This is a genomic window from Streptococcus moroccensis (genome assembly GCF_030812835.1).
Lineage (GTDB): Bacteria > Bacillota > Bacilli > Lactobacillales > Streptococcaceae > Streptococcus > Streptococcus moroccensis.
In genome coordinates, this window is sequence record NZ_JAUSTM010000006.1 from 40,175 (window position 1) to 55,384 (window position 15,210).

Annotated in this window: 17 protein-coding genes and 1 pseudogene; 14 read left to right on the forward strand and 4 right to left on the reverse strand. The window is 43.3% G+C overall.

Annotated elements, in window-relative coordinates; translation table 11 throughout:
* The first annotated feature begins 644 nt into the window (after nt 1-644).
* The 11 genes from trpE to hbs all read left to right on the forward strand — a co-directional run bounded on the left by trpE (nt 645) and on the right by hbs (nt 9,792).
* Complete coding sequence (trpE, locus tag J2S23_RS04055; RefSeq protein WP_307121476.1) at nt 645-2,015, forward strand: anthranilate synthase component I; 1,371 nt, start codon at nt 645-647, stop codon at nt 2,013-2,015.
* A complete protein-coding gene (locus J2S23_RS04060; protein ID WP_307121477.1) occupies nt 1,999-2,580 on the forward strand; it encodes an aminodeoxychorismate/anthranilate synthase component II in 582 nt (193 codons plus the stop codon). The genes trpE and J2S23_RS04060 overlap by 17 nt, the downstream gene beginning before the upstream one ends.
* Nucleotides 2,564-3,568 carry an anthranilate phosphoribosyltransferase gene (gene trpD / locus J2S23_RS04065; protein WP_307121478.1) on the forward strand — a complete coding sequence of 335 codons (1,005 nt, stop codon included), beginning with the start codon at nt 2,564-2,566 and terminating at the stop codon, nt 3,566-3,568. The genes J2S23_RS04060 and trpD overlap by 17 nt, the downstream gene beginning before the upstream one ends.
* Complete coding sequence (gene trpC / locus J2S23_RS04070) at nt 3,565-4,332, forward strand: indole-3-glycerol phosphate synthase TrpC (RefSeq protein WP_307121479.1); 768 nt, start codon at nt 3,565-3,567, stop codon at nt 4,330-4,332. The genes trpD and trpC overlap by 4 nt, the downstream gene beginning before the upstream one ends.
* Nucleotides 4,319-4,906: a phosphoribosylanthranilate isomerase gene (locus J2S23_RS04075; RefSeq protein WP_307121480.1), complete on the forward strand. Its 588-nt coding sequence runs from the start codon at nt 4,319-4,321 to the stop codon at nt 4,904-4,906. The genes trpC and J2S23_RS04075 overlap by 14 nt, the downstream gene beginning before the upstream one ends.
* Nucleotides 4,896-6,107 (forward strand): tryptophan synthase subunit beta, encoded by a 1,212-nt coding sequence (gene trpB / locus J2S23_RS04080; protein WP_307121481.1) that lies wholly within the window; start codon nt 4,896-4,898, stop codon nt 6,105-6,107. The genes J2S23_RS04075 and trpB overlap by 11 nt, the downstream gene beginning before the upstream one ends.
* A complete protein-coding gene (gene trpA, locus J2S23_RS04085; RefSeq protein WP_307121482.1) occupies nt 6,104-6,889 on the forward strand; it encodes a tryptophan synthase subunit alpha in 786 nt (261 codons plus the stop codon). The genes trpB and trpA overlap by 4 nt, the downstream gene beginning before the upstream one ends.
* Before the next feature lie 188 nt (nt 6,890-7,077).
* Nucleotides 7,078-7,917, forward strand: coding sequence for a DegV family protein (locus tag J2S23_RS04090; protein WP_307121483.1), 840 nt, complete (start codon nt 7,078-7,080; stop codon nt 7,915-7,917).
* On the forward strand, nt 7,910-8,755 hold the full coding sequence (locus J2S23_RS04095; protein ID WP_307121552.1) for an SGNH/GDSL hydrolase family protein: 846 nt from the start codon (nt 7,910-7,912) through the stop codon (nt 8,753-8,755). The genes J2S23_RS04090 and J2S23_RS04095 overlap by 8 nt, the downstream gene beginning before the upstream one ends.
* Nucleotides 8,724-9,314 carry a YpmS family protein gene (locus J2S23_RS04100; RefSeq protein WP_307121484.1) on the forward strand — a complete coding sequence of 197 codons (591 nt, stop codon included), beginning with the start codon at nt 8,724-8,726 and terminating at the stop codon, nt 9,312-9,314. Before J2S23_RS04095 ends, J2S23_RS04100 begins: the two co-directional genes overlap by 32 nt.
* 202 nt (nt 9,315-9,516) lie before the next feature.
* Nucleotides 9,517-9,792, forward strand: coding sequence for a non-specific DNA-binding protein Hbs (hbs, locus tag J2S23_RS04105; RefSeq protein ID WP_307121485.1), 276 nt, complete (start codon nt 9,517-9,519; stop codon nt 9,790-9,792).
* A gap of 449 nt (nt 9,793-10,241) precedes the next feature.
* Here the strand turns inward: hbs and J2S23_RS04110 are convergent, their stop codons facing one another.
* The gene (locus tag J2S23_RS04110; RefSeq protein ID WP_307121486.1) at nt 10,242-11,027 is read right to left on the reverse strand and encodes a hypothetical protein; all 786 of its coding nucleotides are present in this window, start codon (nt 11,025-11,027) and stop codon (nt 10,242-10,244) included.
* A 142-nt stretch (nt 11,028-11,169) separates the two neighbouring features.
* Between J2S23_RS04110 and J2S23_RS04115 the strand changes: the two genes are divergently transcribed.
* Nucleotides 11,170-11,328 carry a hypothetical protein gene (locus J2S23_RS04115; protein WP_307121487.1) on the forward strand — a complete coding sequence of 53 codons (159 nt, stop codon included), beginning with the start codon at nt 11,170-11,172 and terminating at the stop codon, nt 11,326-11,328.
* Here J2S23_RS04115 and J2S23_RS04120 read toward each other — a convergent pair.
* Nucleotides 11,302-11,625: a hypothetical protein gene (locus J2S23_RS04120; RefSeq protein WP_307121488.1), complete on the reverse strand. Its 324-nt coding sequence runs from the start codon at nt 11,623-11,625 to the stop codon at nt 11,302-11,304. The genes J2S23_RS04115 and J2S23_RS04120 overlap by 27 nt on opposite strands.
* 186 nt (nt 11,626-11,811) lie before the next feature.
* Between J2S23_RS04120 and J2S23_RS04125 the strand changes: the two are divergent.
* A pseudogene (locus J2S23_RS04125) lies at nt 11,812-12,120 on the forward strand (transposase); the annotation flags it as partial.
* A gap of 357 nt (nt 12,121-12,477) precedes the next feature.
* On the opposite strand, the gene J2S23_RS04130 reads toward J2S23_RS04125, so the two are convergent.
* Together J2S23_RS04130 and J2S23_RS04135 are read right to left on the reverse strand one after the other, a co-directional pair.
* On the reverse strand, nt 12,478-13,719 hold the full coding sequence (locus J2S23_RS04130) for a hydroxymethylglutaryl-CoA reductase, degradative (protein ID WP_307121489.1): 1,242 nt from the start codon (nt 13,717-13,719) through the stop codon (nt 12,478-12,480).
* A 24-nt stretch (nt 13,720-13,743) separates the two neighbouring features.
* A complete protein-coding gene (locus tag J2S23_RS04135) occupies nt 13,744-14,160 on the reverse strand; it encodes a GNAT family N-acetyltransferase (RefSeq protein ID WP_307121490.1) in 417 nt (138 codons plus the stop codon).
* Nucleotides 14,161-14,322: 162 nt separating this feature from the next.
* Between J2S23_RS04135 and J2S23_RS04140 the strand changes: the two genes are divergently transcribed.
* On the forward strand, nt 14,323-15,207 hold the full coding sequence (locus tag J2S23_RS04140) for a sulfite exporter TauE/SafE family protein (protein WP_307121491.1): 885 nt from the start codon (nt 14,323-14,325) through the stop codon (nt 15,205-15,207).
* Nucleotides 15,208-15,210 lie beyond the last annotated feature (3 nt).

Here is a 15,210-nt window from a genome sequence, read left to right on the forward strand (position 1 = left end):
TAGCAGGTCGTGGTGAAATTGGGCTGATTGTCAATTATGGGTTCTAACACATGTGAATCCGGTGGGCACCCCTTACCGTGCAGCTCCTTGTTGGAGGAGATTGAGATGATGGGATAGGACTATCCAATTGAGCCCATCAACCGAGGTGGTACCGTGTTATCTAGCCATAACGCCCTCGCATACACTAAGTATGCGAGGGTTTTCTGTTGCTCTTAGCAACTGGGCTTTTAAAAAAAGACAAGTGCTTAGAGCAATGGATATAGCTTTCCGCAAGAAAGCCTATGTTTACTCCCTCTTAACGCTTGCGAAGCAGAGTTTAGAGAATAGGAGACGCGATTTCCAAGGCCGATAATGCCTTGGAAAAGGAGCTAGTCAGCCCATTAGCAAGCCTATATAAGGGCTTGCGTGACGTTCGTCAATGGTGTGAATGCCTTCGAAGCCTGCGAGAACTGTAAACCGATATGACTTAGCAACTGGGCTTTTAAAAAAAGACAAGTGCTTAGAGCAACGGATATAGCTTTCCGCAAGAAAGCCTATGTTTACTCCCTCTTAACGCTTGCGAAGCAACATTTAGAGAGGTTTACACTGACTCGAAGAGTCTGATAAATATTAACTCTATTACCCAATGAAACAAGGAGAAAAGTATGAAGCGCACATTACCAGCAGATGTTTTGAGTCCGATTTTAGCCTATATGCGGATTAAAGGAGAGCATAAGGTCATCCTTGAAAGTATTCCTCGTGAGAAGGAAACAGCTCGCTACTCTATCTTGGCCTATAATCCTGTCTATGACGTTCGCTTTCAGGACGGGGTGTTGACGGTCAATGGTGAGGCTGTTGACGGGGATCCCTTGGTCGTGCTGAATCAACTAACCTTGGCTAAACCTGAAAAGACAGACCTGCCTTTCAATGGTGGGGCCCTTGGATTTGTCGGTTACGACATGATTGGTTTTTATGAAGCGATTGGCACTATTCCTGAGGATACTATTGGGACACCGGACATGCATTTCTTTCTCTATGAGTCTTATATGATATTTGACCATAAAAAGGAAGTGATTCACCTTGTTGAAGATGCTCTCTACACCGAGCGTAGTCAGGAAGACTTGGCAGAGGCTCTAGAGGCTATTATCAACCAATTAAAGCAAGCGAGTCCAAAGGAATTTGCCCCTAAGGTGATGGACAAGCTGGCCTTTACAAACCATATCGACCAAGATGAATTTGAAAACATGGTTATTAAAGCCAAGGATTTGATCAGACAAGGCGACATGTTCCAATGTGTCTTGAGCCAACGTTTCTCGGCAGATATAGCAGGAGAACCCTTTGCCTACTATCGCAATCTGCGTGTGTCAAACCCGTCACCCTATCTTTATTTCTATGATTTCGGGGATTACCAAGTGATTGGGGCCAGCCCAGAGAGCCTGGTTTCGGTTAAAAAAGGTGTCGTGGTGACCAATCCCATCGCTGGCACTAGACCAAGAGGGATTGATGAAGACGAAGATCGTCGTTTGGCAGCGGACCTTTTAGCTGATGAAAAGGAAATAGCAGAACACCGTATGCTGGTTGATCTAGGGCGCAACGACATTGGAAAAATCGCTAAAATTGGAACGGTTGAGGTCAGCAAATACATGGAGGTTGAATACTTCCGCTATGTGATGCACTTGACCAGCCTTGTCAAGGGAGAGTTACGTCCCGACTTAACGGCTCTTGACGCCCTCAAATCAACCTTGCCAGCTGGAACCGTCTCTGGAGCTCCAAAGATCAGGGCCATGCAACGGATTTATGAGCTGGAAAAGGAAAAGCGTGGCGTCTATGCAGGTGCAATTGGCTACCTTTCAGCAGATGGTGAGATGGATTTTGCCATTGCCATCCGGACCATGGTTTTGAAAAATGGCAAAGCCTATGTTCAGGCTGGTGCTGGCATCGTGAACGATAGCGTACCAACCAATGAGTACCACGAGACCTTAAACAAGGCCAAGAGCATGATGAAGATTGGAGACAGCCATGATATTAGTTATTGATAATTATGATTCCTTTACCTACAATTTGGTGCAATACCTAGGCGAATACGAACAGGTCACGGTGCGTCGTAACGATGACAAAGACCTCTACAGCTTAGCAGAAGAGGCAAATGGATTGGTCTTTTCACCTGGACCAGGCTGGCCAGCTGACGCTGGTTTGATGGAGCAGATGATCAAGGATTTTGCTGGGAAAAAGCCAATCTTAGGGATTTGCCTTGGCCATCAAGCCATCGCAGAAGTGTTTGGGGGTCGTCTAGGTCTTGCCAAGCAAACCATGCATGGCAAGCAAAGTCAGATGGAACAATTGATAGACTCCCCATTATTTGATGGTTTACCTCGAAAAAGTGCTATCATGCGCTACCATTCCATCGTCATCGAAACATTGCCTGAGAGCTTTGACGTGGTCGCAAAAACTAGTGATGACCAGGAAATTATGGCCATTCAGCATCACAGGTTGCCGATATATGGCCTGCAGTACCATCCGGAAAGTATTGGTACAGACAATGGCTTAACAATGATTCACAATTTTGTAAAGGTGGTTAAGGACTATGAAAGAAATCTTTGAAAAATTAGCGTCTGGAACGGATTTGAAGACAAGTGAAGTCGAAGGGATTTTTAGGGATATTTTAGATGGTCAGGTGTCGGAAAGCCAGATTGCAGCCCTACTTTTTGGCTTAAAAGCAAAAGGAGAAACACCAGAAGAAATAACCGGTGTTGTCAAGGCGCTTAAAAGTCATGCTGTACAACTCCCTGAGACCTTCTCTGATGCCATGTGTAATTGTGGCACAGGTGGCGATCAGTCTTACAGTTTTAACATTTCAACGACAGCTTCCTTTATTCTTGCTGCAGGGGGTATCCGTGTCGCTAAGGCTGGTAATCGCTCGATTTCCTCGAGATCAGGCTCAGCAGACGTCCTAGAGGCCCTTGGGGTAAACGTTGCGGCAGAACCTGAAGTCCTCGCTAAAGCTCTTAATGAGGTTGGAATGGCCTTTATCTTTGCCCAGTCCATGCACCCAGCCATGCGTTTTATCGGCCCAGCACGTAAGGCTTTAGGCCTTCCTACTATCATGAATCTGGTTGGCCCTCTTGCTAATCCCTTAAACTTGGAAAGCCAACTGATGGGGATTTATCGGGAAGACCTCCATTTGGCGGTTGCTAAAGTCATGCAGGATTTAGGTCGAAAACGGGCCCTGATCATCACTGGACCAGATCATATGGATGAAGCAGCCTTATACGGGACCAACACTTATACCCTTTTGGCCGATGGGCAAATTAGTCAAGATAGCTTTAGCTATGCGGAGCTTGGGATGGAAAAAGTCACCTTGTCTGACATTAAAGGTGGTGATGCTAAGGAGAACGCTGAGATATTAGTCAGTGTTTTGAAAAATGAAGCCAGCCCCTATCTTGAAACCACTGTTTTAAATGCCGGTCTAGGTTTCTATGCGAATGGCCGTGTAGACAGTATTCAAGCTGGTATTGCCCTTGCTAGAACTCTATTGGCTGATAGGTCTGCTTACCAAAAACTTCAGGAGCTACAGGAGGTGCAACGATGAGTAAACAATTTCTTCCAAATATCCTTGCAGCAAAAACTGAGGAGGTTGCCCAATTACCTGAGGAGCAGATTGTCAAACTTCGAGAAACCTATCGGTTTTATGATTATCTTAAAACTCATCCTGATACCTTACAGGTCATTGCTGAAATCAAAAAAGCTAGCCCTAGTCTGGGAGACATTCATTTGGGGGTTGATATTTTGGCTCAGGCACGCGCTTACGAATCAGCTGGTGCTGCCATGATATCCGTTTTGACAGATAGAGTCTTCTTTAAAGGAGATATAGCTGATTTAAGAGCTGTTTCAGAACAGGTTAGCATTCCGACCTTAGCCAAAGACTTTATCATCGATGAAAAACAAATCATTCGTAGTCTTAATGCAGGAGCAACCGTTATTCTGCTCATTGTGGCGGCCCTTCCTGAGGAACGGCTGCGCCATCTATACCAGTATGCTACTGAGTTAGGATTGGAAGTGCTGGTTGAAACTCATGATTTGGAAGAGCTTCAAATTGCTCATCGTATTGGTGCTCAAATTATCGGAATCAATAACCGGAATTTAACCACATTTGAGACAGATATAAATACAAGTCTAGCTTTAGCAGACTACTTTATTGAGGGTCCTGTCTATATTTCAGAATCAGCCATCTTATCTGAGAAAGAGGCGCGTCAAGTTGCTCCTGATTTCAATGGTATTTTAGTGGGGACAGCACTGATGCAGGCAGATTCTCCGGCTCAACGATTAAAGGAGTTGCGCATTGACAAAGGTTAAAATATGCGGGGTTAAAACCCCGGAAGCTGTCAAAGCAGCGGTACAATCCGGAGCTGATTTTGTTGGGTTTGTATTTGCTAAAAGGAAGCGCCAAATATCTTTAATGGAAGCCCATCGACTAGCCCACTGGGTTCCTGCTTATGTCCGCAAGGTCGGTGTCTTCGTTTCACCTAGTTTAGAGGAGTTACAAGAGGCGATTAAGACAGTACCCTTAGATATGGTCCAGATTCATGGGGATTTTGACAACCATTTAGGAACAGAGCTTCCTGTCCCTGTTATAAGAGCGGTGCAGATGACGGAGGATACCTGTGAGATAGAGACTGGCTTAGAGTATGTCCTTTTGGATGCTCCGGTAGCCGGATCAGGGCAAACGTTTGACTGGAGTAAGCTTGACAACGTTAACTTAGAAAGTCCTTTCTTTATGGCAGGTGGGCTGACCATTGATAATGTCAAGGAAGCGATCCAGCGTTTTAAGCCCTTTGCCGTAGACGTCTCTAGTGGCGTTGAGACTAATGGGGTTAAGGATATTCAAAAAATCAAACAATTTACAGAAAAGGTGAAATATGACTTATAATCAACCAGATCAGAAAGGTTTCTTTGGCCAATATGGTGGGCGTTTTGTCCCAGAAACACTCATGACAGCCGTCTTGGAGTTAGAGACTGCTTATGAAGAAGCTAAAGCAGACCCAAGCTTTCAAAATGAGTTAGACCAATTGCTCAACCATTATGTAGGGCGTGCAACGCCACTTTATTTTGCTAAGAATTTAACAGACCATCTCGGTGGCGCTAAAATATACCTTAAGCGGGAGGATCTCAATCACACTGGTGCCCACAAAATTAACAATGCGCTAGGACAAGTACTCTTGGCTAAGCGGATGGGCAAAAAAAGAATCATTGCCGAAACTGGTGCCGGTCAGCACGGTGTGGCAACAGCAACTGCAGCCGCACTCTTTAACATGGACTGCATCATCTACATGGGAGAAGAAGACATCAAGCGTCAAGCACTTAACGTCTTTCGGATGGAATTGTTGGGCGCAAAAGTTGAGGCGGTTACAGATGGTTCGCGCGTCTTGAAAGATGCGGTCAATGCAGCACTCAGAGCCTGGGTCGCGCAAATCGAGGACACCCATTATGTGATGGGGTCAGCCCTTGGACCAGCTCCCTTCCCTGAAATTGTTAGAGATTTCCAAAGTGTGATTGGGCGAGAAGCCAAAGCTCAGTTTGCCCAACAGACTGGTCAAGACCTGCCAGATGTTATCATGGCTTGTGTTGGGGGTGGTTCAAATGCCATCGGACTTTTCCATCCCTTTGTAGAAGACGAAAGTGTCCAGATGATTGGTGTTGAAGCAGCTGGTAAAGGGCTTGATACAGAAGAGCATGCTGCGACGTTTGCCAAGGGACGACCAGGTGTTCTCCATGGGGCATTGATGACGGTCTTACAGGATGAAGCTGGACAGATTATGGAGGCTTTCTCGATCTCAGCAGGCCTTGATTATCCAGGAATTGGGCCTGAACATTGCTATTTTAACGAGATTGAAAGAGCCAGCTATGTCAGTGTCACAGACCAAGAAGCCCTTGAAGGTTTCCAAACCTTGTCCAGACTAGAGGGTATTATCCCTGCCCTTGAGTCTAGTCACGCTATTGCCCATGCCCTTAAAGTAGCACCAGAGTTAGGTAAAGAGAAAAGCCTGTTGATCTGCCTATCAGGGCGGGGAGACAAGGATGTCGTTCAAGTCAAAGCGATACTAGATCAGCAAAAGGAGAATGAGGCATGAGCAAAAGTTTAACAACAATCTTAGAAAACCGCCTAGCAAATGGCCATCGCATCATTGTGCCCTATATTATGGCTGGGGATCATGAGAATGGGCTAGACGGTCTGCTAGACACGATCACCCTTTTAAGTGAGGCTGGTGCAGCAGCAATTGAGATTGGTATTCCTTTTTCGGATCCTGTTGCTGACGGTCCTGTGATTGAGGCGGCAGGTTTAAGAAGTTTGGCTAAGGGGGTTACCTTAGCTGACATTATCAAGACCTTGAAAACGATAGACAGCCCAGTACCTCTTGTGATGATGACCTATTTGAACCCGCTCTATCAGTATGGTTTAGAAAGGGTTGTGACAGATTTGAAAGAAACATCTGTTAAAGGTCTGATTATCCCAGATTTACCGCATGAACATACAGATTTGCTAAAACCACTTTTAGAGGGGACAGACCTTGCTGTAATCCCACTGGTCAGTTTGACAACAGGGCTTGAGCGTCAAAAGACTTTAGTCGCATCGGCAGAAGGATTTGTCTACGCTGTTGCCATCAATGGGGTGACTGGAAAAACAGATCAGTATCGGGAAGATTTAGACAAACACTTAGCAACTTTAACTGAACTGTCTCCCATTCCAGTATTGACCGGTTTTGGCGTATCAACTCAGGCAGATGTCAATCGCTTTAACAAAGTATCTTCTGGGGTTATCGTTGGCTCTAAAATTGTCAAAGACCTCTATGAAGGAAAGCATGATGACGTCAAACAATTTGTTCAAGAAGCTAGCTGTTCTGTTAAAGATTAAATCCTAGTCATAGTCCTGTTTTAAGCCCTTTCAGGCTAGTACCTGTCAGCAGGGTTCCAGAGAAATAGACAAAGAAGAGAATGTTTCGCTAATAGCTTTCCCATAACGAAAAAACGGCTGTCTAGAACAGCCTTTTTGGCTAAAATCTGATATACTAATAATAGTTATTTAGAAGGAGAGAAGCTGACATGTCGAAGATTAAAATTGTTACAGATTCTTGTATTAGTATTGAACCTGAGGTAGTCGCAGATCTTGGCATCACCATTGTGCCACTCTCTGTGATGGTCGATGGGGTGCTCTACTCAGACGATACCCTAAAGGAAGGGGAATTCTTGCAGTTAATGAAGAATGCCAAGGCTCTTCCTAAAACGAGCCAGCCTCCTGTTGGCCTTTTTGCGGAGACCTATGAAACCATCAGTAATCCGGAAGATCAGATCATTTCCATTCATACCTCTCATGCCTTGTCTGGTACGGTTGAAGCGGCACGTCAAGCAGGCTTGTTAGCCAGTCGTGAGGTGACTGTTGTTGACTCAACCTTTACCGATCAAAGCCTAAAATTCCAGGTGGTTGAAGCTGCTAAACTGGCTAAGGCTGGAGCGAGTAAGGATGCTATTTTGGCTAAAATTGAAGAAGTGCGCAGCAAGTCACAACTCTTTATCGGCATTTCAACCTTGGAAAACCTTGTTAAAGGTGGGCGCATTAGCCGTGTTTCAGGGATGATGAGCTCCCTCTTGAACATTAAGGTTGTCATGGAAATGGTTGACCACCAATTACAGCCAATCTTAAAAGGTCGAGGCACAAAAACGTTTGCAAAATGGCTAGACTCATTTATTGCACAGGCTGAAAAAGGTGGCCGTAAAGTGGCTGAAATTGGCATTTCTTATGCAGGTGTCAAGGATTATGCCATGGAGATGAAGGAAAAACTCTCCCATTTAGTGGCTGAGGAGATTTCAGTTCTTGAGACAGGGTCTATCATCCAAACCCATACGGGAGAAGATGCTTGGGCAGTTCTGGTGCGTTATGAATAAGCGAGGGGTACTGACTGCTCTTCTTGGGCTAGTGCTGAGTTTTGGACTAGCCTACTTCTTTTTTCAACAGGTTATCCCAGAAGCCCAGCCCTTATTATTGCGATCAACTCCAGTTGAAGAAAGAACGGAGCCCTTTTATTATGTAGCCTTAGGGGACTCTCTAACACAAGGGGTTGGGGATTCTACGGGTCAAGGTGGGTTTGTCCCTCTCGTCAGCAGTAACTTATCCCTCCAATATGGCTGTGAGGTTGAGGCAGAAAATTATGGTGTTGCTGGCAATACCAGCAAACAAATTTTGAAACGAATGGCTGAGGACACAGCTCTTCAAGAGAGTCTTTCTAAGGCTGATTTAATGACCCTATCAGTTGGAGGAAATGATGTCATGCGGGTGATTCGAGACAATCTCGATAGCCTGACGGTAGAAACATTCGAAGAACCCGCTCAAGCCTATAGCAAGCGCCTGAGTCAGATTATCACTCAAGCCCGCTCTGAAAATCCGTCACTACCTATCTATGTCCTAGGCATTTATAATCCTTTTTATCTCAATTTTCCGGAAGTGACGGAAATGCAGCTGGTCATAGACAATTGGAATACAACGACAGAAGAGACGTTGTCCACGTTTGATGGGGTTTATTTCGTGCCAATCAACGATCGCTTCTATCGGGGAATCGATGGGCAAGAAGGAATCACCGAGAATCAACAAGGACAAACTGTTGTCGTGAACGATGCTCTTTTTGAAGGGGATCATTTTCACCCTAATAATATAGGGTATCAAATCATGCAAGCAGCAATTATGGAGAAAATAGATGAGACGCATCACAATTGGCAAGAGGATTAATATTTGGAAGTGGCTCTTTATTGGCTTAGTCGGTGTGCAGTTGGCTTTAGTGACAGTGTTTTTTCTAAGAGCGCTGACACCTAGAGAAGCAGTCCGCACACCACAAGAGGTTCCAACTAACTTTCAAGTAGGGACATTTTCAACAACGAGGGACCAGCTTAATGCAGCCATAGATGCCTATTTAGAAGACTTCCAGTCGCAGACCTTTACCTATGATGTTTACGTCACCGAAAAGCGGGTTGTCTTTGAAGGGGCTTATGAAATCCTCGGTGCTCGCATCCCACTCTACGTCTATTTTTCACCCTATCGTGACGACTCTGGAGCGATTATTTTAGAGGTAAATGAGGTTTCGGCAGGCACCTTATCTCTACCAAAATCGGAGATTTTAAAATACATCAGCAAGAACTACAAGCTACCTAAAGCCATTTTAATTGATCCTGATACTGGAAAGATAACCGTGGATCTCCCTAATCTGGAAAATAATTTTGACATGGCCGTTAAAGCCCGCAGCATCGACCTGTACAATGATCATTTGATTTTTGAAATCTTTCATAAATAAAGCTTTTTGAGAGATTAAATGAAATGAGATCAGGCTTTTTATCGCCCTTATCCACTTATTTTCAGAATTTTTAAGAAAATACGGAAAAAAGCTCAAAAAAAGCCAGAAAAGACTTTTAATGCTTGACCCAATAGGTATTTTAGGATATGATAGTACTTGTTAGAGCGATAGCTCATCAATAATTTTTGGAGGATTTAGCACAATGGCTAATAAACAAGATTTGATCGCAAAAGTAGCAGAAGCTACAGGTTTGACTAAGAAAGATTCATCTGCAGCAGTAGATGCAGTATTTGCTTCAGTATCAGACTACCTTGCAGCTGGTGAAAAAGTTCAATTGATCGGCTTTGGTAACTTTGAAGTACGTGAGCGCGCTGCCCGTAAAGGTCGCAACCCACAAACTGGTAAAGAAATCACTATCGCTGCTTCAAAAGTTCCAGCATTCAAAGCTGGTAAAGCTCTTAAAGACGCAGTTAAATAGTTCAACATAAAAAAGCCTATTGCATCAAGCTTTCTAGCCTGTGCAATGGGCTTTTTTTGTGTTTTGGGGCATTTTTGGGGCAAAACTTTAGTCGTTTTCCAGGATTGAAGCGGTATTTGGTTGAAAACTCACTATCTAAAACCCTAAGTCCAGAGATAAAGAGCAGTATGCGAAAATTCCTGCAGGAAGGTAGCACGACCAGCATGTGAGCCTAAGAGCTACTATCCCACTAAACGGAGCGACAAGCAACCTAATTGGATAAATTAAGAAATCTATTTAGGAGTTTTGAAAAAATTTCCGACAATAAATTGATACAAACGTTTCTTCAATTCAAATTGATTTTACCTCATTTCTCTGTTAAAGTGGGTACAAAAAACACTTACCAGCTTGGCAGTGTTTTCTACAAGTCGCTCTACACTCGCACTGAGCAAAGTAAATCGTGCAACTTTTTAATTATCTATTAATTGTTCATGTTCTGAGAGCAAAAACTCAATCTGTCGTTTGTCTCTCTCAATGTCCTGTTGGAAAGCATTATATTCATTACTTCCCCTAGGATATTGTTTCTGCATGTTTGTGTTAAATTTTATAATTTCCTGCAAATGTCTTATTTCAAGCAAATTGTTATTAGCTTTGTATGTTTTATAATCCCAATCTTCAAATGATTGGTCTAGGTTAGGTAATTCCCCCAAGAAGCCTTTGTAAGAGTGCAGTTCCCAAAGTATTTCAAATTCTGAATACAATTCCTTGCCTTGCTCAGTTAAAACCACTCTATTTTTGTCATCTCTAGTTAGATAACCCTCTCGAATAAATCTTCCAGTGGTTTCTTCCGTATTTAGATGGTAGTCATAGTAGAAATATCTCGGCGGTTGACTTGAAGGCTGTCGTGGTTTTTTAGTTCTTCCCCACCATATCAAAAGCAGTAGTTCTCTAAGTTTATAACCAGTACCTGTAAAATATGTATCGTCATATCTTAGGCCTGAAGGATTCACACGATATTTGCTAACATCTGGATAATCGTCCCAAACCAGTCCGCCAGAACTTTTAATTTCTGTGGAAACTTCAACATCGAGTTGATCTAAGCTATCACCCGTTGAGCTGATGTTTTGATCTTTATTTGAAAGCATAGCTATTATAAAGCTAATGGCTATTATAACCCCACCAATTAAAGGGTTAACAAATAGTAATATCACCCCTATAACGAAGAAACAACCAATTGCAGTATTTTTATCCTTCATTTCACGTCCTCACTATATTCTTAAATTAATCTTGGATTATTTGTTAACCTCATGTTAAGTCTCCATCAGTATAAAATGCTCAGCAATCAACTCAACAATATCATCATTTTATTTTAATTATACCACATAGAAAGGGGCAATTATGAACAGCAAATTCACCTTAAACGTCGAGTTATCCAATTTAGATAAACTCAAGGATTTAGCTAATGATGTTTTACAAAAAGCCGAGGAACTGGAACAGGCAGTTCAACGGCTGAACGAAGTTGAATTGGGATTAAAAACCAAGACGATTGGTCAGTAAAGTTTTACTAGCTTCGGTCATCATTTCTCTCCAAGTACTGAACTTTGTTTGTTGAGAAACAAATGTGTCTATAATTGCTTCATCGGCATTTTTGAAGTCTTCTGGGTTTGAAATGTTTTCAGGACTTGACAATAGAAACTCTTGGATAGTTTTAAAGTTCGTATTTTCAGACATGAATCTATCAGAAAAGATTTCATCGAAACTGTAGTCGTGTTCTCCAGACAGAGCTTGGGCATTTTTGGATAACTTATCGAGATTTTTTTGAAAGTCAACTAAGCCTTTGATTTTGAAACTCATATTTTATCTCCTTTCTAATAATTTTAACAAAACAGAAAATCACTTAATTTGGTAAATAAAGTTGGATTTAATATATTTTATCTTAAATATACTATATCACAATATATAGGATGTGTCTCGGTAAAAACACAATAATTACACTATATAATGTGGTATAAAATCAATGTTCAACAAAAAAAAGCTTGACATTTAGCATCCTGGGCTGGACTTTTTCCTGGAAATCATGAAAGCGCAGGAAAGAAACGCAGTACACACATTAGGCACGGGAATGCTTACTTAAAACGCTCTTTATGCCAGTCTGTCTATGCGGCAAGGCGACAGAAAGATTCTCCTATTGCACATCGTTTTAATCAGTTAAAATCATGACGAGGACCACAAAAGGCCACCATTGCCATAGCCCATTATTTACTGAAATTAACTTACTATTTATTAAGCACCCATCAAACTTATGAGCAGGCTCGAGACAACAAAAAAGGATTGTTAGAGGCGAGCTAACAGTCCTTAATCAAAAAATTCACTCTTAGAATATCATAAGGGAGGATTTTTTGCACTTTTTTAGGAGTTTTCGTATAAGAAGTCCTAGCCTTCTTATAATTTATCATCCGTTAAACAAGACTCAGTGGTTGAGAGTAACACTCACTGGCTATGCCAGATTTAGTGTTACCCCTGCACAGGTCATTAGGTGCATTATCACCAATGAGTCACTGCTGATTAGAAGCCTTAAACCCTTGCTATGCAATCGTTAGAGGTCATCCTAATCAACTGTTCTCAGCCTGAACTTAAAAACTAAAAAAGCGAAGGGAAGTCAATTTCTTCAAAATCATGACTTCTGTCACACTTTCATAATTTCAGTTAACCTTGTCGCAGGCTTTCTAGAATGGTTTTAGCTTGGGCTAGGTTGGTATGCTGGCTTTGACGCAGTTGTTGGGCAACCTGTTCAATTTCGTCTCCTTCAGCTCCAGCAAGCATGGCTAAGGACTTGGCCTGGAGTTTCATGTGACCAGCTTGGATTCCTGTTGTTACAAGAGCCCTGAGAGCCGCAAAGTTTTGGCAAAGGCCCGTTGCAACGACAAGACCAGCTAAGGTTTTAGCATCTGGATGATTGAGGAGGTCAAAGGCTGCCTTAACCTTTGGATTAAGGCCTATGGAGCCACCAACAGTGGCAATCGGCATAGGAAGCGTCAGTTGACCGATCAGGTAACCGTCGGTCATTTCCCACTTGGCAAGCCCTCGGTATTGGCCGTCTTGACACGCATAGGCATGACTACCGGCTTCAATGGCTCGCCAATCATTTCCTGTCGCTAGAACAATAGCGTCAATACCATTGAAAATACCCTTATTGTGTGTAGCTGCTCGATAGGGGTCAATCTGTGCTAGGCGGCTCGCCAGAGCGATTCGATTAGCCGTCTCGATGCCACCGGGTAGAGTTGCAGGATTGACTTGGCAACTGGCCGTAACGAGGGCATCTGTTGCGTAGTTTGACAGGATGGCCATGAGGGCTTGTCCGCCAGTTAATTCGGTGAGGTAACCTTTGATGGCCTCGAGCATGGTATTGAGAATATTAGCCCCCATGGCTTCTTGGACATCTGCATGCAGATAGACGATGAGAAATTCACCCTTAACTTCGGTTGTGAGATACCTAGCACCACCGCCTCGTGCAACGATAGAGGGGTGAGCTTCATTGGCAATGGTCAAGATATCATTTTGGTGCTGCTGGAGTTGAAAGAGGGCTTCAGCTAAATCCGTCAGCTCATAGAGAGCCACTTGACCAATCATGAGGCGTTCGTGCACTTCTGTCTTAAAACCGCCTGATTTTCCAATGAGTTTATTGGCGTAATTGAGGGCAGCAACGACAGAAGGCTCCTCTGTGACCAAGGGAATATGGTAGTAATGCCCATTAACAAAAAATTCGGGAACGACACTCATGGGTAAAGCAAAGGTACCGACATGGTTTTCAGCCATTTGACCTGCAGTGCTCTCAGGAAGATTATCGTCCTGGTTTAGAGTACGGTAGGATTCTTCTGAAAGCCCCTCTTTCAGCAAGTCGATCCGTTCTTGGCGTGTTTTTTTATGAAAGCCGCTATATGAAGACATAAAAACTCCTTTGTAATCATTGAGTTAGGGAGTTGGTTTCCTATAGTAGGAAATCATTTGCCCTTCTGAGATGGGAACCATACCGATGGATTGGTAGAAAGCATTCGCCGTGGTATCATAGAGATCCGTGTTGAGCTGGAGCATGCGAACATGGGCATACGTCTCCCAAACGGTTTGCAACAACTGGCGACCAATGCCCTGTTTTTGATAGTCAGGGTCAACCAGTAAATCTTGGATCAAAACGATATGTTGGCCGTCTCCGACACAACGAATAAAGCCCACCAGCTGATCTTCAACAAAAGCCCCTAGGACGAGTAACGACTGGTCAAATGCTGGTGCTAAGAGGCTGGGGTCTTGCAAATAAGTGGACCATCCAACAGCTCTATAGAGGTCCTTGACAGGTTTACTTTCATCCTTAAAATTAAAGGGTTTAATAATCATGGTAGTTCTCCTTGCTGTTATTATAACACATCTTGATGCTTGAAAAGAGAAAGAATACTATCCTTTTTAACGGTGAAAAATAGGGGAATAATCCTCTTTTTTAGACCTGTCACTGCTCAATTTTACCTTTACAAAATAAGAGATTTGACATACAATGATAAAATGACAAATGATCTGATATTAAGAAGTATACAATTGCTGTTGATTGGCTTGATTGTATGGGTAGTTGTACTCATTAGAAACCATGTGGTAGCCCATAAGATTAACCTAAAGGAACGGTTTTTGACGGGATTTTTCATCGGTTATGTCACTGATTTGCTGGATACTCTAGGAATTGGTACCTTTGCGACCACCACAGCCCTCTTTAAGGCGACTCGTCTGGTTGAGGATGATCGTAAAATTCCAGCGACCTTGACCACAGCCCATGTTATCCCAGTTATCGTAGAGGCGCTGTGCTTTATTACCATCGTGAAGGTTGACATGACGACCCTCATTTGCATGTCCCTGTCTGCCTTTTCAGGTGCTTTGGTCGGGGCGAGGATGACCAGAACTTGGGATACCCGTCGGGTCCAAAAAATCTTGGGGACCTTGCTCATTATTGCGGCCCTCATCATGATTTACCGCATGGCCACCAATCCTGGAGAAGGGTTGTCTGAATCAGTCCAAGGCTTAACAGGAATCAGGCTGATCATCGGGATGGTGTTTGATTTTTGTGTCGGACTCTTAATGACCATGGGGTTAGGCAATTATGCGCCAGAGCTGATTTTCTTTTCATTGATGGGGATTAATCCTGCTGTCGCCTTACCCGTCATGATGTTAAACGCTGCGCTGATCATGGTGGCAGGGGCCAAATCCTTTATTCAATCAGACCGGGTCCACTGGCCTGGGGTTTTAGGCATTATTGTCGGAGGGATTTTAGGTGTGCTAACGGCCGCTATGTTCTTGACGCAGTTAGATGTCAACCATTTAAAACTATTGGTTGTCTTTATTGCCCTCTATACCGGCGGTATGTTGCTTAGGGCTTCTCTGGTCAAACGAAGTTTTTAATTC